The 26184-nt window shown below is 45.1% G+C and carries 23 protein-coding genes; 19 read left to right on the top strand and 4 right to left on the bottom strand.

Going from position 1 to position 26184, the window contains the following annotated elements; all coding sequences use genetic code 11:
- Positions 1 to 4: 4 nt before the first annotated feature.
- From LOZ80_RS18765 to LOZ80_RS18740, 6 genes are all read left to right on the top strand, one after another.
- A complete protein-coding gene (locus LOZ80_RS18765; RefSeq protein WP_238172743.1) occupies positions 5 to 1681 on the top strand; it encodes an extracellular solute-binding protein in 1677 nt (558 codons plus the stop codon).
- A gap of 90 nt (positions 1682 to 1771) precedes the next feature.
- Positions 1772 to 4222: a glycoside hydrolase family 27 protein gene (locus tag LOZ80_RS18760; RefSeq protein WP_238172742.1), complete on the top strand. Its 2451-nt coding sequence runs from the start codon at positions 1772 to 1774 to the stop codon at positions 4220 to 4222.
- Positions 4223 to 4333: 111 nt separating this feature from the next.
- The gene (locus LOZ80_RS18755; protein ID WP_238172741.1) at positions 4334 to 5011 is read left to right on the top strand and encodes a GntR family transcriptional regulator; all 678 of its coding nucleotides are present in this window, start codon (positions 4334 to 4336) and stop codon (positions 5009 to 5011) included.
- 66 nt (positions 5012 to 5077) lie between these two features.
- Positions 5078 to 5848: an SDR family NAD(P)-dependent oxidoreductase gene (locus LOZ80_RS18750; protein WP_238172740.1), complete on the top strand. Its 771-nt coding sequence runs from the start codon at positions 5078 to 5080 to the stop codon at positions 5846 to 5848.
- Positions 5849 to 5970: 122 nt separating this feature from the next.
- The gene (locus LOZ80_RS18745) at positions 5971 to 6699 is read left to right on the top strand and encodes a GDSL-type esterase/lipase family protein (RefSeq protein WP_238172739.1); all 729 of its coding nucleotides are present in this window, start codon (positions 5971 to 5973) and stop codon (positions 6697 to 6699) included.
- A 48-nt stretch (positions 6700 to 6747) separates the two neighbouring features.
- Positions 6748 to 7845 carry a mandelate racemase/muconate lactonizing enzyme family protein gene (locus tag LOZ80_RS18740; RefSeq protein ID WP_238172738.1) on the top strand — a complete coding sequence of 366 codons (1098 nt, stop codon included), beginning with the start codon at positions 6748 to 6750 and terminating at the stop codon, positions 7843 to 7845.
- A 380-nt stretch (positions 7846 to 8225) separates the two neighbouring features.
- Here LOZ80_RS18740 and LOZ80_RS18735 read toward each other — a convergent pair whose 3' ends face one another.
- Complete coding sequence (locus LOZ80_RS18735; protein WP_238172737.1) at positions 8226 to 8684, bottom strand: GNAT family N-acetyltransferase; 459 nt, start codon at positions 8682 to 8684, stop codon at positions 8226 to 8228.
- Positions 8685 to 8925: 241 nt separating this feature from the next.
- Between LOZ80_RS18735 and LOZ80_RS18730 the strand changes: the two genes are divergently transcribed.
- The 6 genes from LOZ80_RS18730 to LOZ80_RS18705 all read left to right on the top strand — a co-directional run bounded on the left by LOZ80_RS18730 (position 8926) and on the right by LOZ80_RS18705 (position 16214).
- The gene (locus LOZ80_RS18730) at positions 8926 to 10599 is read left to right on the top strand and encodes a permuted SH3 domain-containing protein (protein WP_238172736.1); all 1674 of its coding nucleotides are present in this window, start codon (positions 8926 to 8928) and stop codon (positions 10597 to 10599) included.
- 33 nt (positions 10600 to 10632) lie between these two features.
- Positions 10633 to 11355 (top strand): ABC transporter ATP-binding protein, encoded by a 723-nt coding sequence (locus LOZ80_RS18725; RefSeq protein ID WP_283214774.1) that lies wholly within the window; start codon positions 10633 to 10635, stop codon positions 11353 to 11355.
- Positions 11352 to 12530: an ABC transporter permease gene (locus LOZ80_RS18720; protein ID WP_189019661.1), complete on the top strand. Its 1179-nt coding sequence runs from the start codon at positions 11352 to 11354 to the stop codon at positions 12528 to 12530. The genes LOZ80_RS18725 and LOZ80_RS18720 overlap by 4 nt, the downstream gene beginning before the upstream one ends.
- 19 nt (positions 12531 to 12549) lie before the next feature.
- Positions 12550 to 14682 carry a hypothetical protein gene (locus LOZ80_RS18715; protein ID WP_238172735.1) on the top strand — a complete coding sequence of 711 codons (2133 nt, stop codon included), beginning with the start codon at positions 12550 to 12552 and terminating at the stop codon, positions 14680 to 14682.
- 146 nt (positions 14683 to 14828) lie between these two features.
- Positions 14829 to 15731: an RNA polymerase sigma-70 factor gene (locus tag LOZ80_RS18710; RefSeq protein ID WP_238172734.1), complete on the top strand. Its 903-nt coding sequence runs from the start codon at positions 14829 to 14831 to the stop codon at positions 15729 to 15731.
- 39 nt (positions 15732 to 15770) lie between these two features.
- Positions 15771 to 16214 carry a carboxymuconolactone decarboxylase family protein gene (locus LOZ80_RS18705; protein WP_238172733.1) on the top strand — a complete coding sequence of 148 codons (444 nt, stop codon included), beginning with the start codon at positions 15771 to 15773 and terminating at the stop codon, positions 16212 to 16214.
- Positions 16215 to 17084: 870 nt separating this feature from the next.
- Here LOZ80_RS18705 and LOZ80_RS18700 read toward each other — a convergent pair.
- Positions 17085 to 17714, bottom strand: coding sequence for a peptide-methionine (S)-S-oxide reductase MsrA (locus tag LOZ80_RS18700; RefSeq protein WP_238172732.1), 630 nt, complete (start codon positions 17712 to 17714; stop codon positions 17085 to 17087).
- 122 nt (positions 17715 to 17836) lie between these two features.
- Between LOZ80_RS18700 and LOZ80_RS18695 the strand changes: the two genes are divergently transcribed.
- The 3 genes from LOZ80_RS18695 to LOZ80_RS18685 all read left to right on the top strand — a co-directional run bounded on the left by LOZ80_RS18695 (position 17837) and on the right by LOZ80_RS18685 (position 19544).
- Positions 17837 to 18115 (top strand): hypothetical protein, encoded by a 279-nt coding sequence (locus tag LOZ80_RS18695; protein WP_238172731.1) that lies wholly within the window; start codon positions 17837 to 17839, stop codon positions 18113 to 18115.
- Positions 18116 to 18173: 58 nt separating this feature from the next.
- On the top strand, positions 18174 to 18626 hold the full coding sequence (locus tag LOZ80_RS18690) for a macro domain-containing protein (protein WP_238172730.1): 453 nt from the start codon (positions 18174 to 18176) through the stop codon (positions 18624 to 18626).
- 141 nt (positions 18627 to 18767) lie between these two features.
- Positions 18768 to 19544 (top strand): RNA ligase family protein, encoded by a 777-nt coding sequence (locus tag LOZ80_RS18685; protein ID WP_238172729.1) that lies wholly within the window; start codon positions 18768 to 18770, stop codon positions 19542 to 19544.
- Positions 19545 to 19565: 21 nt separating this feature from the next.
- Here LOZ80_RS18685 and LOZ80_RS18680 read toward each other — a convergent pair whose 3' ends face one another.
- Together LOZ80_RS18680 and LOZ80_RS18675 are read right to left on the bottom strand one after the other, a co-directional pair.
- A complete protein-coding gene (locus tag LOZ80_RS18680) occupies positions 19566 to 20597 on the bottom strand; it encodes a sensor histidine kinase (RefSeq protein ID WP_238172728.1) in 1032 nt (343 codons plus the stop codon).
- On the bottom strand, positions 20594 to 21265 hold the full coding sequence (locus LOZ80_RS18675) for a response regulator transcription factor (protein WP_238172727.1): 672 nt from the start codon (positions 21263 to 21265) through the stop codon (positions 20594 to 20596). Before LOZ80_RS18675 ends, LOZ80_RS18680 begins: the two co-directional genes overlap by 4 nt.
- Positions 21266 to 21445: 180 nt before the next feature.
- Here LOZ80_RS18675 and LOZ80_RS18670 point away from each other — a divergent pair, with 180 nt between their 5' ends.
- The 4 genes from LOZ80_RS18670 (at position 21446) to LOZ80_RS18655 (ending at position 26064) form a co-directional block, all read left to right on the top strand.
- A complete protein-coding gene (locus LOZ80_RS18670; protein ID WP_238172726.1) occupies positions 21446 to 22213 on the top strand; it encodes an ABC transporter ATP-binding protein in 768 nt (255 codons plus the stop codon).
- Positions 22200 to 24131: an ABC transporter permease gene (locus tag LOZ80_RS18665; protein ID WP_238172725.1), complete on the top strand. Its 1932-nt coding sequence runs from the start codon at positions 22200 to 22202 to the stop codon at positions 24129 to 24131. The genes LOZ80_RS18670 and LOZ80_RS18665 overlap by 14 nt, the downstream gene beginning before the upstream one ends.
- Positions 24132 to 24170: 39 nt before the next feature.
- Positions 24171 to 25526: a TrkH family potassium uptake protein gene (locus LOZ80_RS18660; protein ID WP_238172724.1), complete on the top strand. Its 1356-nt coding sequence runs from the start codon at positions 24171 to 24173 to the stop codon at positions 25524 to 25526.
- Between the two features lie 82 nt (positions 25527 to 25608).
- On the top strand, positions 25609 to 26064 hold the full coding sequence (locus LOZ80_RS18655) for a GNAT family N-acetyltransferase (protein WP_238172723.1): 456 nt from the start codon (positions 25609 to 25611) through the stop codon (positions 26062 to 26064).
- Positions 26065 to 26184 lie beyond the last annotated feature (120 nt).

The raw sequence follows: 26184 nt of genomic DNA, 5'->3' as shown, positions 1-26184 counted from the left end.
CCACATGAAAAAAAGATCAGTCATAGCTTTGTCCAGCATACTAATGGCCAGCTTGCTTGTAGCTGCATGTTCCAATACCGATACAAATTCGGCCACTACGAAGCCTACATCAGAGACAGCATCACCAGGTGCGGCGCAATCAGGCAAACCCGTGGAAATCAGTGTTTTTGCTCAACAGGATAACACGATCGATTTGAATACGAATCTGTTCACAAAACATTTGCAAGATAAATTCAACGCGAAATTCAAATTCGATGTCATCCCCTACGATGGCGCCAAAGAAAAACGTCAAATCTCACTGGCAAGCGGGGATTATCCGGATTCCTACATCCTGACTTCGTATATCGATCAGTTCTCGCAAGCCGATTTGCTGAAATTTGGCAAGCAAGGTGTTATCCTGCCGCTCAATGATTTGATCGATCAGTATGCACCTAATATCAAAGCAGCGATGGCCAAAGAGCCAACATTCAAAAGCTTCATTACAGCGCCGGACGGCAAAATTTATGGGTTAGGTTCCTATACGGAATGTTTCCACTGTTCCTATCCGAACAAGATGTGGATCAATACAAGTTGGCTGAAGAAATTGAATCTCGAAATGCCAAAAACAACGGAAGATTTCAAAAAAGTGCTGCAAGCTTTCAAGAAAAACGATCCTAACGGAAACGGCAAAGCGGATGAAGTACCGCTGAGCGGGTCGATTGAAGATTTCGGAGTACGTGTCATACCGTTCCTGATGAATGGGTTTATTTATAATGATGACCGTAATTATTTGAACTTAAAGAACGGCAAAGTGGATACAGCTGCCAATAAGCCTGAATGGAAAGAAGGACTCACCTACATCAAATCTCTCTATGAAGAGGGGCTGATTGATCCAGGTGCGTTCACACAAAATGCGGAAGCTTACAAAAAAATTGGCGAGAACGCCAGCGGCCAGATTCTAGGAGCTGGAGCGGGCATGCACCCTGCCATTTTCGTCAATATCGATAAAGGCAACAAAAACTCCGCAGATTATAATGCCGTACCGCCACTAACTGGACCACACGGTTCATTTGCAACGCACGATGGAGGCGGCTTGACGCCAGGCGCCAAGTTCGTCATTACGAATAAAGCAAGCAAAGAAGCACAAATCACATTGATCAAAATGGTTGACTATATGTTCACGATGGAAGGTCAAACGAATGCAGCTTCCGGCATGGAAGGCATCGATTGGAGAAAACCAAAGGAAGGCGAGGTTGCGCTAGGCAAAGGAGTAACACCCCAAATCGCAACGATTCCTGCCGTGGATGGTCAGCCTCCGCGCAACGCCGGCTGGAGCGGCATGGGTCACTTCTACCAACCAGCAGCTTACCGGGATAGCTTTGTACAAGGAACGGACATTTATGACTCTGCAAACTATGAGCGCAGATTGTATGATGCAACCCTTCTGTACCAAGGACACGAGCCTAAAGAATTGTTCCCGTTGTGGGCAGTTTGGATCGATCCTGCTTTAACGGATGAAGCCACTATTCTGCAAACGAACATTAAAAACTACATCGAGCAAAGTGCGCTTCAATTTATTACAGGCAATAAAGATTTGACGAAGGACTGGGATGCCTATGTCAAAGGTCTGGATAACTTGAAGATCGGCCGATACCTCGAAATCTTACAAAAGGCGTATGATGCAGCAGCCATTAAAAAATAAGCGCTAAACAGTAGTCAGGTCAGGTGTTTGATCGCGTTATTAAGCACCTGGCTTTTTTATGCCAATCCAACCGCAAAGGGGATGTATGATGTGGGTAAAAAAATGAAAAAAGCGCAATTTCTTCTTACTTTAGCGATTTTCCTGAGTTTATTGTTGGTTGCGTTTTCACCGGTGAATACGCAAGTTGCGCAAGCAGCGAATAACGGTTTGGCGCAAAAACCGTTGATGGGCTGGAGCAGTTACAGCATGCAAAGCTATACCAATAGTGCGAATTGGATTACTGCTGCTCAGATCAAAGCGCAATCTGATGCGATGCATACAACGCTGCAGTCTCACGGCTACAACTATATTAATGTAGATGCAGGATGGAGCGGAGGCTCAGATGCTTACGGACGACCAGTTCCAAGCACGACGCTATATCCGAATGGTCTGAGTGATGTCATTACCCATGTACACAATAATGGGCAAAAGTTTGGCTTATATTTTATCCCGGGGATGTCACCTGCGGTGTACAATGCCAATCTGCCGATCTATGGCACATCCTGCCATGCGCAGGATATCGTCGTGCAGCCCTTAACGACAGCGGATTACTGGAACATTGGTTACAAAATCAATTTTGCTAATCCGTGCGCTCAAAGCTACATCACTTCCATCGCGGATCTAATCGCCTCCTGGGGCGTTGATTTCGTCAAATTCGATAGTGTAACGCCCGGTTCCGGTCATAATGATACAACCATTGACGCGCGTGACGATGTGAAAGCATGGGCCCAAGCCTTGGCTCCGCATCAAATTTGGTTCGAACTCTCCTGGGCGCTGGATCATAATTATGCAAGTACGTGGAAGCAATATGCCAACGGTTGGCGTGTTGATTGGGATGTCGAATGCTATTGTGGAACCACCGCGCTAACGGCGTGGCCGAATATCGCGAGGCTGTTCCCGGATGCCAATCAGTGGTGGCGGGAAGCGGGCCCGGGGGGCTGGAACGATTTTGACTCCCTCGACATCGGGAACGGCGCGATGGACGGCATCACACCGGATGAGCGGCAAACGGCGATGTCGCTTTGGGCCATGTCAGCCGCCCAGTTGTATACCGGGAATGATCTGACGAACTTGGACAGCTATGGCATTCAACTCCTAACGAATGATGAAGTGATTGCCGTCAATCAGGCCGGGCACCCGGCGCACCCCGTCTCCATGGCTTCCAACCAACAGGTTTGGTACGCGAATAACGGGGATGGGACCTATACGGTTGGGTTATATAATCTGGGAAGCGCGAATGCTACCGTAACTGTGAATTGGAGTGATCTCGGTCTGAATGGCCCAGCAAGTGTGCGGGATCTTTGGAGCCACAGTGATCTGGGTACTTTTAACAGCAGCTACAGTTCTGTGAATTTGGCTTCTCATGCCTCTCGACTGCTGAAAGTAACTGTGCTAGGTGGATCCGTTACTGCCAATGATGATGATACAGGCATTCAATACAATGGTTCTTGGACGCGAAGCTACAACAGGGGGCTCGGCGATTATCAGGATGATGTTCATTATACCCAGACGAACAATGACTATTTTGAGTATACGTTTACAGGAACGGGGATCGATTTCATCACAGAAAAAGATGCCTCACAAGGAAATATCGATATCTACGTGGATAATGTGTTCAAGCAGACAGTGAATACGTACAATGCAACCCGCTTAGTTGGGCAAAAAGTGTATAGTATTACCGGTCTCCCGAATGGTGTTCATACGATTAAAGGCGTTAAGAAAACGGGGACTTATATGCTTGTTGATAAGCTGGTTTTTGCTGTGCCAGCTCCAGCACAAGTGAATGATACGAATTCGTCGATAACTTACTCCGGCGCTTGGTCCCTCAGCAGTGCAAGGGGATTAGGCGATTATCAGGATGATGTGCATTTCACGCAAACGAATAACGATTATGTTCAGTATACGTTTGCGGGCACGGGAATTGAGCTAATCGCTGAAAAGGATTCGACCTCAGGCAATATGGATATATATGTAGACAATGTGTTCAAACAAACCGTTAATGCGTACAATCCGAGCCGTCTTGTGCAGCAAACGCTGTACAGCATATCCGGGCTAGCTAGTGGTTCGCATACGATTAAGGCTGTGAAAAAGTCAGGAACTTACATGCTGCTTGATAAATTCAATGTGAAAGAAAGCAAAATTACGTACAATAATACAGACCCTGCCTTTACTTACTCAGGCAGTTGGTCGCTGAACGGCAATCGTGGCTTTGGCGATTACAACAATGATGTTCATTTCACCCAAACGAACAATGATTACTTGCAGTTTTCCTTTACGGGAACAGGGATCGAATGGATTACGGAAAAGGATGCCGGGCAAGGGAATGTCGACATTTATATCGATAATGTGTTCAAACAAACCGTAAACACCTACAATGCGACCCGACTTGCGCAGCAATCGCTGTACAGTATTGCAGGACTGGCAAGTGGCACTCATACGTTCAAAGCCGTGAAGAAAACAGGCACGTACATGCTTTCCGATGCACTGATGATTACACCATAAGGATGAATCGGAGCCCTTCTTGCCAAATAAGAAGGGCTTTGCTTGTTTAAAAAGCTTGATCCCTCACAATCATACATGATATATTAAAAGAAAACATAGGGTGTGGGTCATATGAGCAGTAAAATTAGTCGTGTCAATTTAACCGAAGAGATTTATCGCATCGTGAAAGAGGATATTCTCTCACATAAATTAAAATCAGGCGAAAAAATTAATATTGATCAGTTAGCGCGCCAATTGGAAGTCAGCAATATTCCGATCCGGGAAGCGCTTTCGAGACTGCAATCGGAAGGTTTTATCCATGTCATACCGTTCAAAGGTATGTTCGTGACGATGATGAGCCTCAAAGATTTAAACGAGTTATATGAAATTAGACTACAGCTGGAGCCCTTAGCTGTGGAGAAAGCAGCTTTGAGATTGCCTGTGGACATTCTGGAAAGATTGCAGGATACGATGGAATCGCTTCATGACAATCCGCCTTCTGCAGAGAACGGTTTAGAGGTTGTCGATCAAATGAATACATCGATTCATGGGACCATTCTTGCCTATTGTGACAATGCCAATCTTGCAAATTTGGTTAGAGGTTATATGGAACAGGTTCAGCGTTATCTTAGCTTTATTCAATTAACACTTGATGTTGACACGACGAAGGTGGAGTGGGAGGAGCATCAGGCTATTTTACAGAAATTAAGGGAACGAGATTCCCAAGGCGCCGCTGAAGCGATGTCCATTCATTTAAGAAATTCTCAGAAGAGGACAAACGAGTTGTTCATGAGAACCGGTGTTGAATAGAGAATTGCCAGATAAGACAAGTGGTACATACCTATCACAGGTTGTAGGAGGAGGTGCTTGGGTATCATGCTTTTAAAAGGAAAAGTTGCGATCATCACAGGTGCTGGATCAGGGATTGGGGAAGCCGCAGCCAAACGATTCGTGAGTGAAGGAGCTCAAGTCGTTATTGCAGATTGGAACGGTGAGGAAGCTGAACGGGTTGCGGCTGAAATGAATGCTGCAGTTTCTGGCGCTCGGCGTGCCCTTGCAGTGAAAACCGACGTTTCATCCGAGGAGCAAGTGAAGAGACTAGTCGAGCAGACGCTTTTTGCTTGGGGAGGTATCGATATATTGTTCAATAATGCGGCTGTTGTGCTGCCCAAACCACTAGAAGAAGTCACTGAGGATGAATGGACGCGTACGATAGATATTAATCTAAAAAGCGTGTTCTTGATGATTAAGCATTGCATTCCAGAGATACGCAAGAAGCAAGGACATATCGTGAACATGGCCTCATTGAACGGCTTAGTCGGCCAGCTGCAGAACCCCGTTTACGCTGCGAGCAAAGGCGCGATCATCGCGATGACCAAATCCTTGGCGCTCGATTATGCCAAGGACGGCGTTCGCGTGAATTGCATTTGCCCAGCCGGTGTCATGACGCCGCTATTGGAGCAGTGGATCGACCAACAGCCTGATCCGGCAGCGACCGTTCAAGCGTTGGCGGAGATGCATCCGTTAGGCCGATGCGCGACAACGGAAGAGATCGCACAGGCGGTGCTGTATTTAGCGAGCAATCAGTCTACATTTGTGACGGGTATTGCTTTGACCGTGGATGGCGGGGCATCTTTGGGTTACTGAAAGTGGGTTCAATTGCAGGTAAATAGAGATTCGAGGCTGAAGTCACCTTCATCCTTATTTATTGCAATTAATCATACATGATATACGAAATATCATAATACGAATGAGAAAGGGAATGTTCGATGAGTGAACCAATTAGAATCATTTTTCTAGGCGACAGTATTACCCAGGACGGCACATTTATTGCGTATATGGATGCCTATTGTCAGCAATTTAGACGAGAAAATACGTACACCTTCTTCAATCAGGGTCTTAGCAGTGAAACGGCATCCGGCTTATCGGAGGATGATCATCCGTTTCCACGCCCATGTGTCCATGATCGACTAGCAAGCGTACTTCAAGAAACCTTACCGGATTGGGTCATTATCGGCTATGGGATGAATGATGCCATATATGCTCCCTTTTCAGCAGAGAGATTTGAAGCCTATCAGGAGGGTATGCTGAAGGCGATTCGGCTCATTCATCAATGTGGCGCCAAAGCCATCGTCATGACGCCGCCGCCTTTTGATCCGATGTGTATAGAGGCAGGCACTCTTTTGCCAGAAGGTGAGCTGGCCTACAGCTATAAAACTCCCTATCAACACTATAACGACGTGCTGCGAATCTACGCGGACTGGATCCTTAGTCTGGGATCGGTGGTTGAGCAGGTTGTGAATATTTATGATCCATTGCTTCATCATCGTCAAGCAGAACGTGAGAAATGTGCTGACTATCGTTCAGGTGATGGGATACATCCGAACTCCGATGGCCATTGGGTCATCGCCACAACGTTATTAGCTCACCTATTTTATCTGTCAAATGAAGAGGTCCCTGAGTTCGTGAAGCAGCCGGGTTCGGCGCCTTTAACCTAATTGGAGATAGTTCACGAGCCTAAATTCAAAATTGAAGGAGAAATTAGAATGAAAATTGTTAAAGTAGAAAGCTTTATTCTGCATGTTCCCTTGAATCCACCGATTACTGATGCCATTAATTCGCCGACACACTGGGGATTGCCTGGTGTCCGTATTTATACGGATGAAGGCATTGTGGGCTACGGTTACACGGGGACTTGCGCGAATGGGGATCAGATGATTGCCGACACCATTGACCATTATTATGCTCCAGTTTTGCTGGGGAAAGATCCTTTCATGGTGAAAGGCATCTGGGATGAGCTTCGTTTTGGCAAAATGCACTGGATTGGCCGGGCTGGTATTACGCACATGGCGCTTGCTGCGGTAGATATTGCCCTGTGGGATATTATGTCGAAAGCATCGGGCAAGCCGCTTTGGCAATATCTTGGCGGACATAAAGACAAACAAATCAAAGCCTATAATACGAATGGCGGTTGGTTGAATTGGTCGCAGGAACGATTGCTGCAAGACATCAGTTCTTATGTTGAAGAGGGCTTTACTGGGGTCAAAATGAAGGTCGGGAAGCCAAATCACCGGGAAGATTATGAACGCGTTAAAGCGGTTAGAGACGTCATCGGGAAAGATATTATTCTGATGATCGATGTCAACCAGCAATGGAATATCAATACGGCCATGACATGGGGCAAAAAACTGGAGGAGTTCGACCTATTCTGGCTGGAAGAGCCACTGAATCCGGATGATATCATGGGTCATAAAAAGCTCGCCGATGCCTTAAATGTGCCAATTGCGCTCGGCGAACATGTGTATAACAAGTATGCTTTTCGTGATTACATCCACGCTGGTGCTGTAGAATACGTGCAAGTAGACTGCACGCGCGTCGGCGGTATCAGCGAATGGCTGCAAGTAGCGGGACTTGCTGCTTCCTACGATTTGCCTATTGTTCCGCATGTAGGCGATATGGGACAAATCCATCAGCATCTGGTTGCTTCAACGTCGAATGCGATCATGCTGGAATACATTCCATGGATTCGTGAAATATTCGTGGAACCAGCGACGGTTCGTGACGGGCACTACATCCTGCCGCAAATGCCGGGTGCTTCCACAGAGGTCATTCCGCAATATTTTGAGAAGTATCGTGTGAAATAGCATGATTTTTAATGGAGACTGCCGAGTCATCGGCAGTCTTTTTCACGTGGGGTTACTCCAGCTGCCTCGCGCGGACGTAAGGGAACTACGATACGCTAATCTAGCCCAAAGTGTCAGTATCGGGAGGTTGAGGGAACTACAGTACGTTATTTTGCTGTTTTATGGGAATTTTTACGCTTTTTGCGCAAATAAGACCCTGTAGTTCCGCTATTACCCTCAAATCCCTATTTTCTACTTAATTAGCGTCCCCTAGTTCCCTTACTAGGTTTTCCGCTAAGAAGAGGCTGATCTATCAGGGCGGCGAAGCCGTTTTTCAAATTTGTCACAGCCGGACAAATGCGACTGTAGAGGGAGTTCAGGCTCTTATCTAATTTTGTCTGTTACGGAGCAGGGGGGACAAAGGAATAGTTGACCCATTCGCTGCGCACAGCGCCTTTCTGGTCAAAAAACTGCTGTGCACGTTGATTATCCGTACCAGTAATCCACGACATGTAGGCATAGCCTTTATGCTGTGTATAGTGTTGACAGTGCATAAACAATTGATCTTCAACTTCCGTATTCCGATAGGGTTCATACAGAAATAGATCATTCATAATCGTGATTTCTTCGGCTCTCATCGTGCTGAAGGCGAAGTAAAGAGTCGCAAATCCAACTAAGTCTCCATCTTGTTCTGCCACGAATTGGATCCCTCTTTGATGCTCCAATAAGGTTTGAATTAATTGATGGATTTTGGAAGTATCGGGTTTAGGTTTCTTATAGAAACCAACGATGTAAGCGAACATTAATACCGTCAAACTGTCTTGATCTCTGGTTTCAGCATTTCTAATGATTAATGGCATGTGAATCCTCCTTACTTGGTTCGTACATTCATTATAACGATTCTCTCAGGGAAATCCACTCGATGCTTGGCTTTCACCTAGTAAGGCTGCCCGCTTTTCAGCAAATGTTCAGCTTGTATTCAACTTACTTTCAGCCGATGCTCAGACGGGTTTCAGCCACCGCCCTTACACTGATTCTTGTGAAGAAGTACTTAGGATCATGACATTTGGAGCTACGGGACATGGGAGAGGGGATTTATCGATGAAATTCGGTCGGAAGAAAAAATGGATCATTGTGGTCTTGGCTGCGATCTTATGTGGAGCAGGAACGTACGTGTACATAAATCAAAAGGCGCAGCCAGCGACTGCGGCGACGCAACAGCAGGTGATGAAAGTAAGCAAAGGAGCCATTACCTCCACCGTATCTGGGACGTCTCAATTGGATGCCAAAGATAAGCAAAATATCGTCATTCCAGTAGAAGGCATTATTAAAACGATGAATTTGACGCAAAATCAAGCTGTAAAAAAAGGGGATGTGCTGGTCGAACTTTCGGTGCCATCTACGGAAACGAATTTAAAAGAAGCACAAGTCAGCTTGGAGCAGTTGGAGAAAGAACTGGCTGAGCTGCAGGATGAGCAAAACCATATGACAATTTCGGCTGCGATCAGCGGCAAGCTGACCTTGGCATCCAATTTGGATGTGGGCAGTCAAGTGAATAAAACGACGAAAATCGGAACGGTTTCAGATACGACACAATTTAAGGTGAAGCTGCCTTTCCCACTGCAATCCGCTGTTCAACTGAGCAAAGGCGATAATGTCGAGTTGACAGTAGACGGGTATTTGTTATCCAAAGTTGGCAGTGTCAATACGATTGGTCACGATATGAAGGCAGATGCCAATGGGAATAAAATGGTGGATGTGGAAGTGCTGGTTGCTAACGATGGCACCTTGTCTGCTGGCTTGAAGGTCAAAGGCAGCGTGGGCAACGGAGACAGCAAAGTGGAATCCACCGAACAGGTCGCTTTGGATTATGTGAAAACGTCGCCGATATTCTCTGATGCGAGCGGAACGGTGAAAAGCATGAAGTTCAAAGACGGAGAGACTGTGAAGCAGGGCGAACTGATCGCAACCTTGTTCAACGACGATTTGCAGAAGAATATCATCAGTAAACAAGCGGCTATCGAAAGTCAGAAGATCAAAGTGGATGACGCGCAGCAGAAGATTGATCAGTTAACGATTAAAGCGCCGTTCGATGGCGTCTTCTCAGCCGATTTTGCCAATAGTAAAAACAATGTTCTTCGCAATTATCCAGTGGGCGCGCAGATTAACGCCAATACCACTTTGGGCGCGGTAGCTAGCTTGAGCACGATGCAGCTGGCGATTGCGGTAGATGAGCTGGACTTGACAAGTGTCAAGGTCGGACAAAAGGTCACGGTGAAAATCGATGCGATTTCGGGCAAATCATTCGATGGCGAAGTGACATCGGTGTCTAACGTAGGAACGACCACCAATGGCGTAACGGCTTATGATGCGGTTGTTGCCATTCCGAATACAGCTCAGAATGATTTGAAATATGCGATGACGGCAACAGCGGAGATCTATATTCAGAATAAAAAGGACATTCTGGTTTTACCGATTCAAGTAATTACCACGACCAAAGGCAAATCGACTGTTTCTGTGAAGAAGGCGGACGGTACGACGGAGGAGCGCGAGATTAAAATTGGGATTCGCAGCAAGACGCAAGCTGAAATTTTGAGCGGCTTGCAAGAAGGCGATGAAGTGGTCATGCCAACGCGGAGAGCAGCGACAACGACGACTCAGCAGCAAATGCCAGGCGGCTTCCCAGGCGGAGAAGGAGGTCCACCTGCCGGATTCCAGGGTGGTGGCAACGCAGGTGGTGGCGGTGGCGGCCAAAACGGTGGCGGAGCACGGTAGACAGGAATCAGCTTCCGGAAAGGAGCCATACGAATGAATATCATTGAATTGAACGAAGTCACCAAGAGCTATGCGCGAGGTGAGGAGCAGCTGCAAATTCTAAAGGGGATTACCCTTCATATTGAAAAAGGTGATTTTGTAGCGATTATCGGTCCTAGTGGATCTGGAAAATCTACCTTAATGAACACCATTGGGCTTCTGGACATCCCAAGTTCAGGCACGTACGCCCTGGATGGAGTCGCTACTCAAAATATGTCCGATAATGGACTTGCCGAACTTAGAAATCGCAAGATCGGCTTTATTTTCCAACAATTCAACCTGCTCCCAAGGTTGTCGGCCATTGAAAATGTTGAACTGCCCATGATTTATGCCGGCATTCCGACCAAGCAGCGCAGGGAACAAGCCAACTTCATGTTAGAGAAGCTGGGAATGGGCCAACGTGGTCATCACAAACCAAGTGAGCTTTCCGGCGGGCAGCAGCAGCGGGTTGCGATAGCCAGAGCCTTAGCGATATCGCCTTCGCTGATTCTGGCCGATGAGCCGACAGGTGCCCTGGATTCCAAGACAGGGATTGAAGTGTTGGAATTGATTAAAGAATTGAATCAACAAGGCAATACGATTGTGCTGATTACCCATGATAATCACATCGCGGATAACGCCAAACGCGTCGTTACCTTGCGTGATGGTGAGATAATCAAAGATGTTCGCAATGAGCCTTTAGTTACATTGGTGGCACAGGAGGCGGTTTCCTCATGAGAATTTGGGAGCTTTTCCAAATGGCGATGGCTACCGTACGATCCAATCCGCTGCGGACCGTTCTAACGATGCTGGGCGTTATTATTGGGGTCAGCTCGGTGATTACGCTCGTTTCCATCGGGCAAGGCACGTCGAAGTCGATCGAGAAACAATATGAAGGACTGGGAACGAATCTTCTAACGGTTAATTTGTTGGGGAATGGACGCGCTACACAGTTGAAATATGAAGAACTGATGGAGATGGAGGGGACTTCGGGCATTAGCGCCATTGCGCCAACGATGACCAGAAACAGCACAAGCATTAAATATGACCGGACAACACAAACCTATAACGTAATTGGCACGAATGATCGTTACTTGGATATGCAAAAAGGGGAAGTCGACAATGGTCGATTCCTCGCGGCAGCAGACCTGGATTTTCGAAATCATGTGGCGGTTATCGGAACCGAAGTCGCCACAAAGTTTTTTGGTAAGGATGATCCGATCAATGAAGAGATCAATGTCAATGGTTACATGTACACGATCATCGGTGTATTGAAAAGCAAAGGTTCGAATACGAGCGGCACTTCCTTAGACAGTTCAGTGATTGTACCTTTGCCAACGATGAGCAGAGATTTTAAATTAGGTTCGATTCGATCTACGTATGTAGAAGCGGTGAACGGGGATGCGGTAAGCAAAGTACAACAAGTGCTCGAACGCTATTTGTATAACAAGTTTAAAAGCACGTCTGGTTACAATATTTTCAATTCATCCGAATTAATTACTGCCAGACAAGCTGCTTCCAGTACATTGACGAATCAATTAGTCGCTGTAGCCGCGATCTCTCTCCTTGTTGGCGGAATCGGGATTATGAATATTATGCTCGTGACCGTCAGTGAACGAACGCGCGAAATTGGTATTCGCAAGTCGATTGGTGCCAAACGCCGCAATATTTTACTTCAATTCCTCGTGGAAGCTACCTTAATCAGCGGCATGGGCGGATTGATCGGACTGATTGTCGGTGTTGGTTTATCCCTGGCTTGGCCTTATATGAATCCGAGTCAGGAAACAAGTCTCTCAATTAACGTAGGTCTTTATGCTTTCTTATTCTCTGCGTTAGTCGGTGTCATCTTTGGTCTCTATCCAGCCAACAAAGCTTCTAAGTTAAAACCTATCGATGCGCTAAGATATGACTAATTTCTAGGAGGTAATTCCTGTGATTCGTAAATTAACATCCATTTCTATCAAACATACAAGCTTAGCACTCCTGCTTACGAGCACGCTAGCGGCTGCTTCTTGGGCAGCTCCTGCTGCTCAGGCCGCATCTGAGGCTGTCTATATTTCGAATGCTTCCTATTTCACCTTAAATCAAGCGGCGTTATCGTCCTCTTCCCTTCAGTTCTCTGTCGCTTTACATAATGGAGATAAGAAGTCGATTGACTTTAATCAGTACGGTGTCCGAGTAACAGATACATCAGGACACAGCTATACGGCCAAACTGAGTGAGAAGAAAAGCGCAAGCGTGCTTCCGGGACAAGACGCGAGTTTTCGGTTTTACGCCAGTCTGGGCGAGGGCGAAACCGCTGATCAATTGAAGGTTGATGTATTCCGGTGGGATGCCAGTCAAGCTGATTTTATGAATCATCTCGGTGATCTTCCAGTAGCATCTGCGCTGCAAGAAAATCAGGTCAAAGTGCCGGAAGAAATCATCAATCTGCGGACACTAGACAGCACATTGCCGAATGATGCTTCTATCTCTTTTCAATTGGGGCAAAGCGTACGTGTATCAGAGAATGGCAAATGGGTGATGTATACGCAAGTGTCTGCCAAAAATTTGGGCTCCAGCAGCGTGAAACTGCCAGCCGGGCTGCAAGTTAGACTAGTGGATGCCAATGGTTTGAAATATACATCTACAGTGGCCGAGGGAGCAGGCACTTCTTTCCTGCCAAGCGAGTCCGATACCATCACTCTGAAAACGCCGATATCAAAACAGTTGTCTGCGTCAGGGCTTTCGCTGGAGTTTTACTTTTTGAATCAAACGGAAGACGTCTCGCTGGGGACGATGAACCTCAATGCTTCGCTGCAAACGACGGCTTTGAACACCAAGCAAACTTACAGCGGTCAGCAAGATGGCGAACAAGTAACGGTGAAAGCAAATTCATCTACCTACAGCAAGCAATCCGATGGGGTGCATGTCCAAACGGTTGTAACGCTTAGCAATGATGGTGAAGCATCGGCCGCGGTGCCGTCATTCTTCGCTTCGTATCAATTCGGTGATTCAGGAACATCGATATCGGCAACGGACAATTCAGCACGGAATGCCTATTTGGCTCCGAAAGAAACGACGACGTATTACTTTAATGCTATTTTGCCCGCGGGCGTTGATCCGAATGCGGCGCAGCTGGTGCTGTGGGAGAAAACAGCCACTTCGGCAAGTTCAAGCAGCGCAGCATCAAGCGGAGCAGCGAATGGCTCAGAAACGTCCAGTTCTGCGGCAAGTGGTCAGATGCCCGTGGCAGTCTTCCAGCTCCAAGGAGCAGCAGAAGCGCAAAGCGGCTTCACTACGGCAGCAAGCTATACGTTGGGCAGCAAGTTAACCCTTAGCAACAGCTCCGTTATCAACAAAAATCTGGACGTCTCTCTTGTGGAACTGCATGCTCACCAGAATGATGATCTAGGCTACAAAACTGCGATAGCCAAGTACAAAATTACGAATAACGGAACAAGTACCATCGCACTCCCTGAATTGCAAAATGAACTGATCGACAGCAGCGGAAACGCGTATACGGGTACTCGCCAAACCTCGGTGACGACACAGGTTACACCGGGAAGCTCTTATGTTGTCAGCTACTCTTACCTGCTTCCGAATAAAAAGGAGACGGAGAACGAATCGTTTGCTTTGAACATTTTCGACGATAAATCAGTCTCTCAAGGCAAAGTATCCGTAGGTACGTATCAGGTTGCTCTGCAAGAGGAAGAAGACAGCGATATCTTGGCTCTGTATCCATTCACGATCAAAGTGAACAGTGATTCCATCAGCTGGCTTTACAATAATGGCACGTATTCGTACCAATTGAATCTTGATCTTGATGTTACCCATGAAGATCAGGTCATCGTGGATGCCAACTTCTCCAAAGTGGAATTCGACATGGTCGATTCCCTCGGCCGTGTGGTTGGGACGCAATCAGCCTCACTGCTAGGCTCAGGTAAATTGGTTAGCGGCAAGCAAAAGGTCGTTGTTTCCGGTCTCAAGGATGAGCAAGTAGATTCGGGCGTGAAAGTTTACATGTATGAAGTCATCGAAACCCCGAATGGGACGGCTAAACGTTTGATTAAACAGTTTCACTAAGAAGTAATGACAATGAAAAGCGTCTGTATGCTTATGCATATAGGCGCTTTTCTGAATTTTTTTTGCAAGTAGGGATATGCTATATTATTGGCGAATTAAGTGTTAGTTCTCTTACTTATTTCATGAGTTGGATGGGAGTATTCGCTATGGATTTCGAAACGATTTATCGTACTTATAAGCAGTTGCTGTTCTCAGTGGCTTACCGCATGCTGGGGTCTGTGTCTGATGCTGAAGATATGATGCAAGATTTATTCGCTTCTTTGCCGTCTGTAGAAATGGAATCAGTCAATAATCCGAAAGCCTATTTAGTTAAAATGATGACGAACCGCTGCCTGAATTACTTAAAATCGGCTCGCAAGCAAAGGGAAGTGTACGTGGGAGAGTGGCTGCCGGAACCATGGATACAGAACGAGACTGAGGATCCTATCGGACAAGTCGTACAGGATGAAACGGTCTCATATGCCTTTCTTGTCCTTCTGCAAACTTTATCCCCGATGGAGCGAGCCGTTTTCGTATTGAGAGAAGTACTTGGCTATGAGTATGGGGAACTCGCCGAAATGCTGGGCAAATCAGAACCCAACTGCCGTAAGATTTATAGTCGTGCCAAAGATAAAATCAACAAGGATCAGTCGCAAAATATTGAAATCGGACATACCGAGCCGCTAGTGCAGAAATTTCTGCGCGCCGTCCATACGGGGAACTTTCAAGATTTCGTCGCCATGCTGACGGAGGATGCGGTGCTCATTTCGGATGGCGGTGGCAAAAAGCGTGCCGCGATCAATCCTATTTTGGGCAAACTGCGTATCAAATCTTTCTTTGAAGGTATTGCAGCCAAAGGCTCTATAGCCGGAGAGTGGCAGCCGGTTAGGATGAACGGTCAAATGGGGCTGGTGCTGATCCAGCATGAAGCGATTGAGTTGGTGATTTGTTTTGATGTGAATGAGCAGTTGCAGATGGCCAATCATGTGTATTTTATTAAGAATCCGGATAAGCTTCAACATCTTTCTGTGCAGGATTGTCACAAAACGCCGATCTCCTTTGTCTTATAGAGGCAAACCAAAACTAAACACTAATCGGAGGAGATTCACATGGAAGCTAGAATGAATTATCACGAAGTAAGTCCGGAAGCGACGCAAGTTATGTATAAGCTAGAAGGTTTTATTAAAACAAGCGGTTTGGATGCAAAGCTGTATGAGCTGATCAAAATAAGAGCATCGCAGTTGAACGGCTGTGCTTTTTGTATCGATATGCATACGCGAGATCTGCGCAAAATGGGAGAAACTGATCAACGCATTAACTTGATCACAGCTTGGCGCGAAGCGCCATTTTACTCTGACAAAGAAAGAGCTTTGCTAGAACTGACTGAAGCCGTAACACGCATCTCGGAAAATGGCGTGCCGCAAGCACTCTATGAGAAAGTCCGGAAACACTTTGATGAGAAGGAATATGTCGTTCTTATTATGGCGATCAATACGATCAATGCCTGGAATCGCATTGCTATTTCGACGGGAATGTTCCCGGCTGAGGAGTAATCGCGGGGCTATGGGTGGCCCCGGGTGGGAGTGCTTATTGTGCGTTTATACGCCAAGAAGGAAGGAAATGGAGCAATTAGCACATTAATATGATTACAGAACCTAGCCGCGGGCTAGGTTTTTTGTATTGGCGTCCACCGCAGGCTAATTTGCTGCGGGGGTTATGGTCTCATGGGTGGCACATCTAATGAACTGTATGATGCTTATATAGCGGAAAAAGGCTACTTTGGAGATTTAATGAACTGGATTGGCGTTATCGTGCACTTTATTGGTGAAATGGTGATCATTTAGTTGAAATAGAGCATCTGGGGTTCATTAGATTTTCAGAATGGGCGATTTTGGCCGAATAAAGGGTATTGAGTTCGTTAATGGGGGCTTGGGTTTGCCTCATGGTGCAGATATAGCCAAAAGAATCATTATTGGGAAGTCGAGGGAACCACAGTCGCTATGACCGGAAAAAGTCATTATAGCGAAGTTGAGGGAACTACAGTGCGTTATTTTACCTGAAAGTGTCATTATAGCGAAGTCGAGGGAACTACGGTACGTTATTTTAATTAAAAGTGTCATTATAGCGAAGTTGAGGGAACTACGGTACGTTATTTTGCCGTTTTGATGGGGAATTCAGCGTTTTTTGTGGAAATAAGACACTGTAGTTCCGCTAACTCCCTCGCATCCCTGTTATTTGCCTAAATAGCGGACTAGAGTTCCCTCACCAGATTTCACTAATGGGGTTTCATTAATGGGGTTTCATTAATGGGATTTCATTAACAGGATTCCCTTAACTGGGATTTGTCGCTTTTTAGGTGGACCATCCCTTAGGGCGGTAAAGCCAGCGTGCTTAGGGGGAGAGGGATTCGAATAAACCCCTCCTTACCATTTAATTCGCCGAATTAACCCAGTGAGTGCTTGCTGTTCCTCCAAGCTGATCGGCCAAGTCCGAATATCGACTATGACTCTTTCTAGATTAGTGAAGCCTTTGGCTAGTCCGTTTAAACGAGCTGCCAAGGTTGAGTTTAGCAACGATTCCTCAGTGGGGAAAAGGGTACTGACCTTGCTGATCGCATCGGGAAACCGTTTCAGATAATACTTCTGATGACGCTCCTCTGCCAAATCAAATGTGCGGAACGGAGCGACCTCGGTTTCTGGTCTTCCCAGTCCTTGTTCTTCGCGTCTTTTCATTGCATCAAGAATGATGTTCCGCTGGCTCTCGTCCCGAAACAACGCTAAAGAAAGGTATTGACGGCCCTTGTACTCGTTGATATTCAGGGGATTGTGATGCTGCCAAAATACATCTACAATCCCATCTAATTTGATTTTCTGCGGATCAAAATCGATTTCGACAGTCTCCGTGTGATCGCCAAGATTTCGATAAGTTGGACTCGCGGAAGTGCCTCCCGCATATCCGACGCGGGTTCGAAGAACACCGGGCAGCTGCCCAAATAAAGCATCTGGGCTCCAGAAACAGCCCATCCCAAGTGTGATGGTTTCAATGTTAGCCATAGCATTCACCTCAATTCCATTTTATCATTTCAAGGAAGATTAACGAAATTGCAGGAAGAAGTCGATGCCCACAACCTACTTGAAATGTTATAATATGGAGACCTAACTGAAGGAGGTTCACTATGACAAAGCCTTCCTACAATCCGTTTGACGATACATCCATTCACGCTTCAACCCAGCAGTCTCAAGATGATGCTCAGTCACAAAGGGTTCCTTTCAATGATGTCATCCATCATAATGATGTGGTTCAAGGTATACAAGCGCCTAAACGGGTGGAACAAATGCCAAAGTGGTATCAACAACATCGCAGGAATTCGGCTGCGCTATCGGTTCTTATTTTCGGAGGATTTCTGGTTTATAATGTCATACAGATCATTCTAGACATAGTTGCCGGGAGGTGAGAGTAATTTTAGGAAGTCAATGAAAGCATTCTTTCATTGGAAACAGGGGGATGAAAACATGAGTATTCAGGTGATTGAGGGAGATCTATTAAGTGCAGCTGAGAACATTATTGCTCATCAAGTAAATTGCAGAGCGAAAATGGCTTCAGGTGTTGCAAAGGTGATTAGAGCTAAATACCCAAATGCATATTTACAGTATATGGAGCTATTTAAGAATCATAGAAGTGAATCCTTACTTGGTAGGTGTCAACCAGTAGTTATTGGTGAAAACAAATATGTAGCTAATCTATTTGGTCAATTGAATTATGGATATGGTGGAGAAAAATACACTAATGAAACAGCTTTAAAAATGGCCTTAATCAGCCTTAAGGCGTTCGCAGTTGATAATAGTTTAAGTGTTGCTCTTCCATATAAGATTGGTAGTGATCGCGGCGGAGCAGATTGGAATGAAGTTTATAAAATCATTGATGAAGTGTTTGCTGATTATGAAGTTACACTATACCGACTATAATTGACTCACGATACAACAAAGTGAGAATTTGGTAACAAAATTATTACTTCTTGTCTTTGATTGAATTAAATTTACTTATCATTTTGAGATATTAATTCCTTGGCTTGACGATTCAGCTAATTTAAGAGGAGACGAAAATAAGTGGATTTCAAGAAAATTAATTCTTTGACGAAATATCCAAGCATCCTTACATATCATGAATTAGGTGAGAGGGGGCGCTTGACGAATGGATTATCCGATTCAAAAGGATTTTCTGATTCAGATGATGTATTTGTTTATGAAAAAGTAGATGGTGAGAATTCAAGAATTATCCTATTTAAGAATAATCATAATGAAATTGACTATCTTATTGGCTCCAGAGAAGAATTATTGTATGCAAAAGGCGATAGAATTGGAAATCCATACGGTAACATTGCAGAGTTCCTTAAACCATTAGTTGAAAGAATAATCGACGATATTTCTCTAGAAAACGATTGGGCATTGTCCGTCATTTATCAGGAATCTTATGGAGGGAAGACGAAAGCAGCCAAAAACTATACTGAAAGTAAAACTCAAGGATATCGAGTATTTGATGTGTTTTCTTTAAAGCAGGATGAGTTCGATACGCTTTTGGAGCTACCTCTCGAAAAGATTGCAGAGTGGCGAGATCATGGTAATCAACCATTTTATGATGAAGTTGAGAAGAAGAGATTTGTCGAGAATATGGAATTAGAATTTGCTCCACTGTTAGATACCGTCAAAGGATCTGAATTTCCAATATCATTAGAAAATACATTCTCGCTCTTAAAGAAATTTGAGAGTACAATAGTCGGGATTGATGCATCTGGAAAGTCCGAAGGAATCATTGTTCGTACTTCAGACCGTGGACGGATCAGAAAAATTCGTTTTGAAGACTATGAAAGAACCTTTAGAAAATAAGATAATACTATTTAAGTATAACTATCGCAAATCATCATAATTCCGCACTTTTGGGAAATGGATGGTCACGGTCGTTCCATGTCCTTCCCTTGAAGTTATTGTGAGATGGTGACCAAGTTTTAGCGCCATTTGTTTGGCTAAATACAGGCCCATTCCTGTCGATTTGTGATGCGTTCTGCCGATTGAACCCGTAAATCCCTTGTCGAAAACGCGACCGAGATCTGCTGAGCTTATCCCCACTCCTGTGTCTTGAATCAGCAGTCTCTTCTCGTATTCAAGTTCCTCGGATTGGAAGGATATGGTGCCTCCTGTGTTCGTATAGGTCAAGGCATTTGCAACAATTTGGTTCGTAATATAAGAGAGCCACTTGCTGTCGGTGTTCACGGCATGGGTGAGAGCCTCTATATTCGGGCGTATTTTTTTAGTGATAAAGAGTTTGGCGAACTTCTTAACACTGTCCTTCACGATGGATTGAAGCGGGACATCTGTAATGAAGTAGTCTCTGGAGAACGAATCAATTCTTGAATAATAGAGGGCTTGTTCCACATAATTATCGATTTTACTCAGTTCATCCTCGAGTTTGTCAACGAGCTGGTCGGCCGTTTTGCTGGCGCGATTTTCCATCATAAGGCGGCTTGCTGCAATGGGTACTTTCACTTCATGTATCCAAGACAGAATAAAATCTTGATGGTCTCTGATTTCACTGTGCAGTTGTTGAGTTCCTCTGGATTGTTCTTCATAGAGATGCTCGAGCAGCTTTAGGTAAAGCGTTTGCTCCGTATTTTGAGGTTCGGGCATTGCTGCTACCAGCCATTCCTCCTGCCGGATTCCAACTAAATCATGCAGTTCATTATAGAAAGATTTTCGGTAATAGTAACCTACAAGAAGATAGATGGTTGCGAAAATGAACGAACCCACATTGGCATAGACAATATTGTTGATCGCATCCTGCCATTTCACACTGGCGAGCATAATGAGGGAGATGAAGAGCATCATGATTATATAAAATAAGAAGAAAAAGCGCTTATCCTTTATATAATGGACAAGATTCATAAGATGAGATACCCTTGCCCTTTCTTAGTTGTGATGTAATCTTCTTTGCCCAGCTCGGTCAGTTTTTTGCGTAATCGATTGATGTTCACGGTTAATGTATTATCATCGACGAAACTTTCGTCTTCCCAGAGACCCCGCATCATATGATCGCGGCTGATGATCGTTCCGGGATTTTTCATTAAAATGGTTAAAATTTTGAATTCATTTCGGGTAAGCTCCGTTTTTCGATCTCCGCAAGCAATGTCGCCATCTTTAAGATTGAGGACAATGCCATTATGCTCCATGACACTGGAGCTTGTTTCTATATAAGAATAAGTTCTGCGCAACAGCGCGTTGATTTTGGCTACCAGCACATCCGTATAGAAAGGCTTTTGAATGAAGTCATCGCCCCCCATATTCATCGACATCACCATATCCATCGGCGTATTCCGAGAAGATAAGAACAGGATCGGCACGTTGGATACGGCCCTTATTTGCTGGCACCAATAAAATCCGTCGAATGCGGGCAAGTTGATGTCCATGAGCAGGAGATGAGGACTTTCCTTGATAAAATGGGAGAGCACCGCATCGAACTGCTCGATGATAATCATTTCGAATCCCCATCGGCCCAGTGCTTCCGCGACCATATCGCGTATCGTCTTATCATCTTCAACGATCATAATTTTCATAGCGTTCTCCCAGCTAAGACGAAATGAAAACGTTCATCACAAAATGTTAGCACAATCATGACAAAAATGTAAGATTGCTGCTAGAGATGTAAGCTGCATCGATGTTTGAAAAGAACTAAACCGAGTAGGATTAGGGAGAAGAAGAATCCAACCCGTTTGCTATAGAGGAGGAAATCCCTAATGAAAATCATCGTTGAAGCCAAGCAAGTCAAGAAAGTATACGGGTCAAAAGGCAACGTATACACCGCATTGCAGGAAATCAATCTCACGGTTGAAGAGGGTGAGTTCGTAGGTATTATGGGGCCATCAGGCTCTGGGAAAACGACATTGCTCAATTTATTAGCGACGATTGATCAGCCGACTTCCGGAGAGATTATCATTGATGGGACGCAGTTGGTGAAAATGAATGAAAGTCAGCTATCGGCCTTTCGCCGTGAGAAGCTTGGCTTTATTTTTCAGGATTACAACTTGCTGGATACACTAACGGTCAAAGAAAACATCTTGCTGCCACTTGCGCTGGCGAGGATGAATAGCAAGGAACTGGAACGCAGAGTAGAAGTCATCAGCCGGAAATTCGGCATACACGGGATTATTGACAAATATCCATATCAAATCTCTGGAGGACAGAAACAGCGTACAGCCGCCTGCCGAGCAATTGTTTCATCCCCGAGCTTGGTTTTGGCAGATGAACCTACGGGTTCACTTGATTCCAAATCAGCGACAGAGCTGCTGGAAAGTTTACAGCAATTGAACTCACAGGATAAATCAACAATTCTAATGGTCACACATGACGCGTTTGCGGCCAGTTATTGTTCCCGTGTGCTTTTTATTAAAGATGGGCAAATGTTTACGGAGCTGGTTAAGGGGGCTGCAACACGCAAGGATTATTTCAATAAGGTGATGGACGTGCTATCTGTGCTTGGAGGTGGCGCAAGTGACCTTATTTAGTCTCGCCAAACGAAATGTGCTTGGAAATCTCAAAAACTATTTGATTTACTTCATCTCGATGATTTTCAGTGTTGTGATATACTACACGTTTGTAACTCTGCGTTACAGTGAAGAAATTGCCGTGAATGTGCAGAAATGGGAGGGCATGAGGGAGGTATTCACACAGGCTTCTCTCTTTTTAATCCTTTTTGCTGCGGTCTTTATTTGGTACTCGAATTCCTTTTTTACGAAAAAACGCAAGAAAGAAATTGGCCTATACGCATTGCTCGGTGTGCGAAAACGAACGATCGGCAAAATGCTTTTCTATGAAAATATGTTAATGGGAGTCGGAGCAGTTAGTATAGGAATCATAGTTGGCACAGTGTTATCCAAGTTGTTTGCCATGGTGTTCCTGAAGCTGCTGGATTCTGCAGTTGAAATAAACTTTCGCCTATCAACGAATGCGATACTCCAAACGATCATCGTATTTGCCGTTATTATTCTGCTTACATCAGTCCATAGCTACAGATTGATCTATCGTTTTCGATTAGTTCAGTTGTTTCAAGCCGAGCAAGAAGGAGAACATGTGCCAAAACCATCATCTGTAACAGCTGTCATGGCTATTATCTTACTTGTTTTTGGCTATTGGCTAGTGTTTCAACCTATGACCACAGGCGCCCAGATGGGAAGAAATTTATTGCTCATTTTTGGCAGTATCATTGGAGGGACATATCTGCTGTTCCGTTTTGGCATTATTTATTTATTAAAGCTCGGGCAACGTGTGAAGTCTCGCTACTATCAAGGTATGAATATGATCAGCATCTCTCAGTTGATTTTCCGGATCCAAGGGAATACTCGCATGTTTACGATGATTGCTTTGTTAAGTGCGTTCACATTGTGCGCTGTAACGGTAGGTTCAAGTGCCTATTATACGCTCTCCGAAGTCGCCGACCAAGAAGCTCCATTTAGTTATACGCATACTTCCCAAGGGGAAACCTTGGATAATCAAGTGAAGGAGCTCATAGCATCTGATCAAGCTCACCCTGTGACTGCCCAATTAGATATTTCTACGCTTAGAATAAAGGCAGATTTGACGAAGTTCTACTATCATCCTTCTGGATTCACAGCGAATTCGGTGCCTATCAAACTGCTTTCTATCCGCACATATAATGAGATTGCGAAGACTTTGCATAGAGAAGAACAGAATCCCCTATCGGATCAAGAGATTTTGTTGATCAGGCCGATGTATGCTACTTTCTCGGAAAATGATATTGCCAATGATCGCATTTCCTTTATGTTGCATGAGGTTCAGCTGGAACTTCCAATTAAGCAGATCGTGGAGGGAAGAGTACTGCCTTGGGGGTTTCCTGATTTGTGTTTTATTGTAAGCGACAGCTTATTTGCTCGTCTGCAGCAAGGAGCGGGTTTTGAATTGTTGACCTACAAGGCCTATCAAGTAAAGGATCAACAAACAACAGAGAGAACCTCGGATGCGCTGATGAAGCTGAAAACAAATCAAAATCATATGTCGAGTTATTATTACCAATATCGGCAAGGCATTGAATCAGCGGGAATGAATATTTTCATATTAGGTTTTCTTGGATTGGTGTTTCTTGCCGCCACAGGCAGCATGATTTATTTCAAACAATTGACAGATGCGCACGCAGATAAAGGACGTTACGAGATTCTACGCAAAATTGGTGTCAGCCGGAAAGAAATCCATCGAGCTATTGCCAAACAAACCCTTTTCGTGTTCTTATTACCTTTGATTTTGGGTGTCGTGCATAGTTTGATGATCTTAAAAGCACTAATAACTATTCAAATGATTAGCAGCTTTTTATTGACTCCTATCGTGATAGCCATACTTGCCTATGTGTTCATTTATCTTGGTTATTATGTATTATGTGTCAATTCATTTAACAGGATTGTAAATAAGTGATACAATAGTCGCAAAACATATGTGTACGGAGTTATTGAGATGCCCACTTATACGAAGAAAAAATTTCGCCTGAGTCCGCCGCAAGTGTTGACACTCGGATTCTTATTTATGATTTTCGTTGGAGCTGAGCTGCTGTGGCTGCCAATTTCTTATGCCGGAGAAGGCAGACTCTCCTTCTTGGACGCTTTATTTATGGCTACTTCGGCTACCTGTGTGACAGGATTGTCGATGATAAACACAGGAGCTCATCTATCAACCTTTGGAGAAATCGTATTAATTCTGCTAGTCCAAATAGGTGGTCTGGGTTTTATGACCATGTCCACACTTATTGCGCTCGTGCTGCGTCGGCGAATATCGTTTCAGGAACGATTGATTCTGCAAGAGGCAATGAATCATGATTCCACGGAAGGCGTCGTTCGGCTTGTCCGCAAGGTGTTGATTTATGCGCTCTATATCGAACTTGCCGGAGCTTTGCTGCTTGCCTTGCGATGGTCATTTGAGATGCCGATTGGCCAAGCGCTTTACTTCGGTGTGTTTCACAGCATCTCTATTTTTAATAATGCTGGCTTTGATCTATTCGGGGCTTTGCCACAAAGACCGGGCAGCCTCATGCACTATGTCGAGGACCCTTTTGTTAATATTGTCTCGATGCTGCTGATCATTCTAGGTGGCATTGGCTTTATCGTTATATCGGATTTGTTAACATATCCCAAGAATAAAAAGTTGACGCTGCACAGTAAAGTTGTTCTCACTGCGTCAGCAGCTTTGATTCTGATAGGCACCGTGGTCATTCTGGTATTCGAGTTTACGAATGTGAATACGTTACAGCCCCTATCGCCGATGGGAAAAGTGCTGAGCGCGATGCTTCAATCAGTATCCTCTCGTTCAGCAGGTGTGAATACGGTAGACATTGCTTCGATGCGGCAGGCAACACAGTTTTTCATTGTGATAATGATGTTCATCGGGGCAGCGCCAGGCTCTTCCGGCGGAGGGATCAAAGTGACGACTTTCGTCATTCTCCTAGGAGCTTTGCTTGCGATGGTACGCGGCAAAGAGGAAATCGTATTCTTCCGACGCCGCATATCCAAGGACCGGATTTACAAAGCGATTACGTTCGCGCTGCTTTCCTTTATCCTGATTGTCCTTTCAACTATGATACTATCAACTACTGAAGAGTTTTCCTTCTTGGGGATCTTATTTGAAGTGACTTCCGCTTATGCAACAGCGGGCATGTCACTGGGTCTGACTTCACAGTTAACAGGATTCGGGAAAGTCTTCCTCATAATCCTGATGTTCGTTGGACGTCTGGGACCCGTCTCATTGGCATACACCTTAACGCCTGTGCCTGAAAAAGAGCATTTCCGTTATCCCGAGGGGAAAATTACAATCGGATAACGGATGATTCTGGGCGCGCGTTGTGTGGCTGCCGAATCGTGGCTGTCAACCCCCGGACGATCTAGTCTATAAGGAGAATACTATGGAAATACGTCAATTGCTGCACGACGAATCACCTCCAATGGAGCTGCTGCTATTAGCTGATCCATCGTTGCATATCGTCAAAGGTTATCTACAGCGTGGGCAAATATTCGTTGCCGAGAAGGACAGTATGGTGATAGCTGTTTATGTTATCCTACCTACGAGACCTGAGACCGTTGAATTGGTGAATATTGCTGTGGACGAGCGTCATCATGGCAAAGGTATCGGTAAGTTGATGGTTCTGCACGCATTGGAACAAGCCAAATTGCAAGGATTTGCGACGGTAGATGTTGGCACTGGCAATTCCAGTGTTGGACAGCTAGCCTTGTATCAGAAATGCGGCTTCCGGATCGTGGGCGTGGATCGGGATTTTTTCGTCAGACATTACGCCGAGGATATCGTCGAGAACGGCATACCCTGCCGGGATATGATCCGCTTATCGCAAGACATCAAGTAGATGTAGGGGCTATGTGTAGCAGAACCCTTGAAATAGCAGCTGCCCAAAGGAATAAGAGCCTTTGGGGGCTGCTATTTGTGCGAAAAGGGGGGTTCGGCGCGAAATAAGAGTCCCTAGGGG

The organism is Paenibacillus sp. HWE-109 (assembly GCF_022163125.1).
Classification (GTDB): Bacteria; Bacillota; Bacilli; order Paenibacillales; family NBRC-103111; genus Paenibacillus_E.
The sequence above is the reverse complement of the archived record's forward strand: the minus strand, read 5'-3'. Positions and strand labels throughout refer to the sequence as shown.

Bases quoted from the DNA above. Each gene is read 5' to 3' on its own strand.
- LOZ80_RS18765 (WP_238172743.1), top strand. From the start codon at position 5: ATGAAAAAAAGATCAGTCATAGCTTTGTCCAGCATACTAATGGCCAGC.
- LOZ80_RS18755 (WP_238172741.1), top strand. From the start codon at position 4,334: ATGAGCAGTAAAATTAGTCGTGTCAATTTAACCGAAGAGATTTATCGC.
- LOZ80_RS18750 (WP_238172740.1), top strand. From the start codon at position 5,078: ATGCTTTTAAAAGGAAAAGTTGCGATCATCACAGGTGCTGGATCAGGG.
- LOZ80_RS18745 (WP_238172739.1), top strand. From the start codon at position 5,971: ATGAGTGAACCAATTAGAATCATTTTTCTAGGCGACAGTATTACCCAG.
- LOZ80_RS18740 (WP_238172738.1), top strand. From the start codon at position 6,748: ATGAAAATTGTTAAAGTAGAAAGCTTTATTCTGCATGTTCCCTTGAAT.
- LOZ80_RS18735 (WP_238172737.1), bottom strand. From the start codon at position 8,684: ATGCCATTAATCATTAGAAATGCTGAAACCAGAGATCAAGACAGTTTG.
- LOZ80_RS18730 (WP_238172736.1), top strand. From the start codon at position 8,926: ATGAAATTCGGTCGGAAGAAAAAATGGATCATTGTGGTCTTGGCTGCG.
- LOZ80_RS18725 (WP_283214774.1), top strand. From the start codon at position 10,633: ATGAATATCATTGAATTGAACGAAGTCACCAAGAGCTATGCGCGAGGT.
- LOZ80_RS18720 (WP_189019661.1), top strand. From the start codon at position 11,352: ATGAGAATTTGGGAGCTTTTCCAAATGGCGATGGCTACCGTACGATCC.
- LOZ80_RS18710 (WP_238172734.1), top strand. From the start codon at position 14,829: ATGGATTTCGAAACGATTTATCGTACTTATAAGCAGTTGCTGTTCTCA.
- LOZ80_RS18705 (WP_238172733.1), top strand. From the start codon at position 15,771: ATGGAAGCTAGAATGAATTATCACGAAGTAAGTCCGGAAGCGACGCAA.
- LOZ80_RS18700 (WP_238172732.1), bottom strand. From the start codon at position 17,714: ATGGCTAACATTGAAACCATCACACTTGGGATGGGCTGTTTCTGGAGC.
- LOZ80_RS18695 (WP_238172731.1), top strand. From the start codon at position 17,837: ATGACAAAGCCTTCCTACAATCCGTTTGACGATACATCCATTCACGCT.
- LOZ80_RS18690 (WP_238172730.1), top strand. From the start codon at position 18,174: ATGAGTATTCAGGTGATTGAGGGAGATCTATTAAGTGCAGCTGAGAAC.
- LOZ80_RS18680 (WP_238172728.1), bottom strand. From the start codon at position 20,597: ATGAATCTTGTCCATTATATAAAGGATAAGCGCTTTTTCTTCTTATTT.
- LOZ80_RS18675 (WP_238172727.1), bottom strand. From the start codon at position 21,265: ATGAAAATTATGATCGTTGAAGATGATAAGACGATACGCGATATGGTC.
- LOZ80_RS18670 (WP_238172726.1), top strand. From the start codon at position 21,446: ATGAAAATCATCGTTGAAGCCAAGCAAGTCAAGAAAGTATACGGGTCA.
- LOZ80_RS18660 (WP_238172724.1), top strand. From the start codon at position 24,171: ATGCCCACTTATACGAAGAAAAAATTTCGCCTGAGTCCGCCGCAAGTG.
- LOZ80_RS18655 (WP_238172723.1), top strand. From the start codon at position 25,609: ATGGAAATACGTCAATTGCTGCACGACGAATCACCTCCAATGGAGCTG.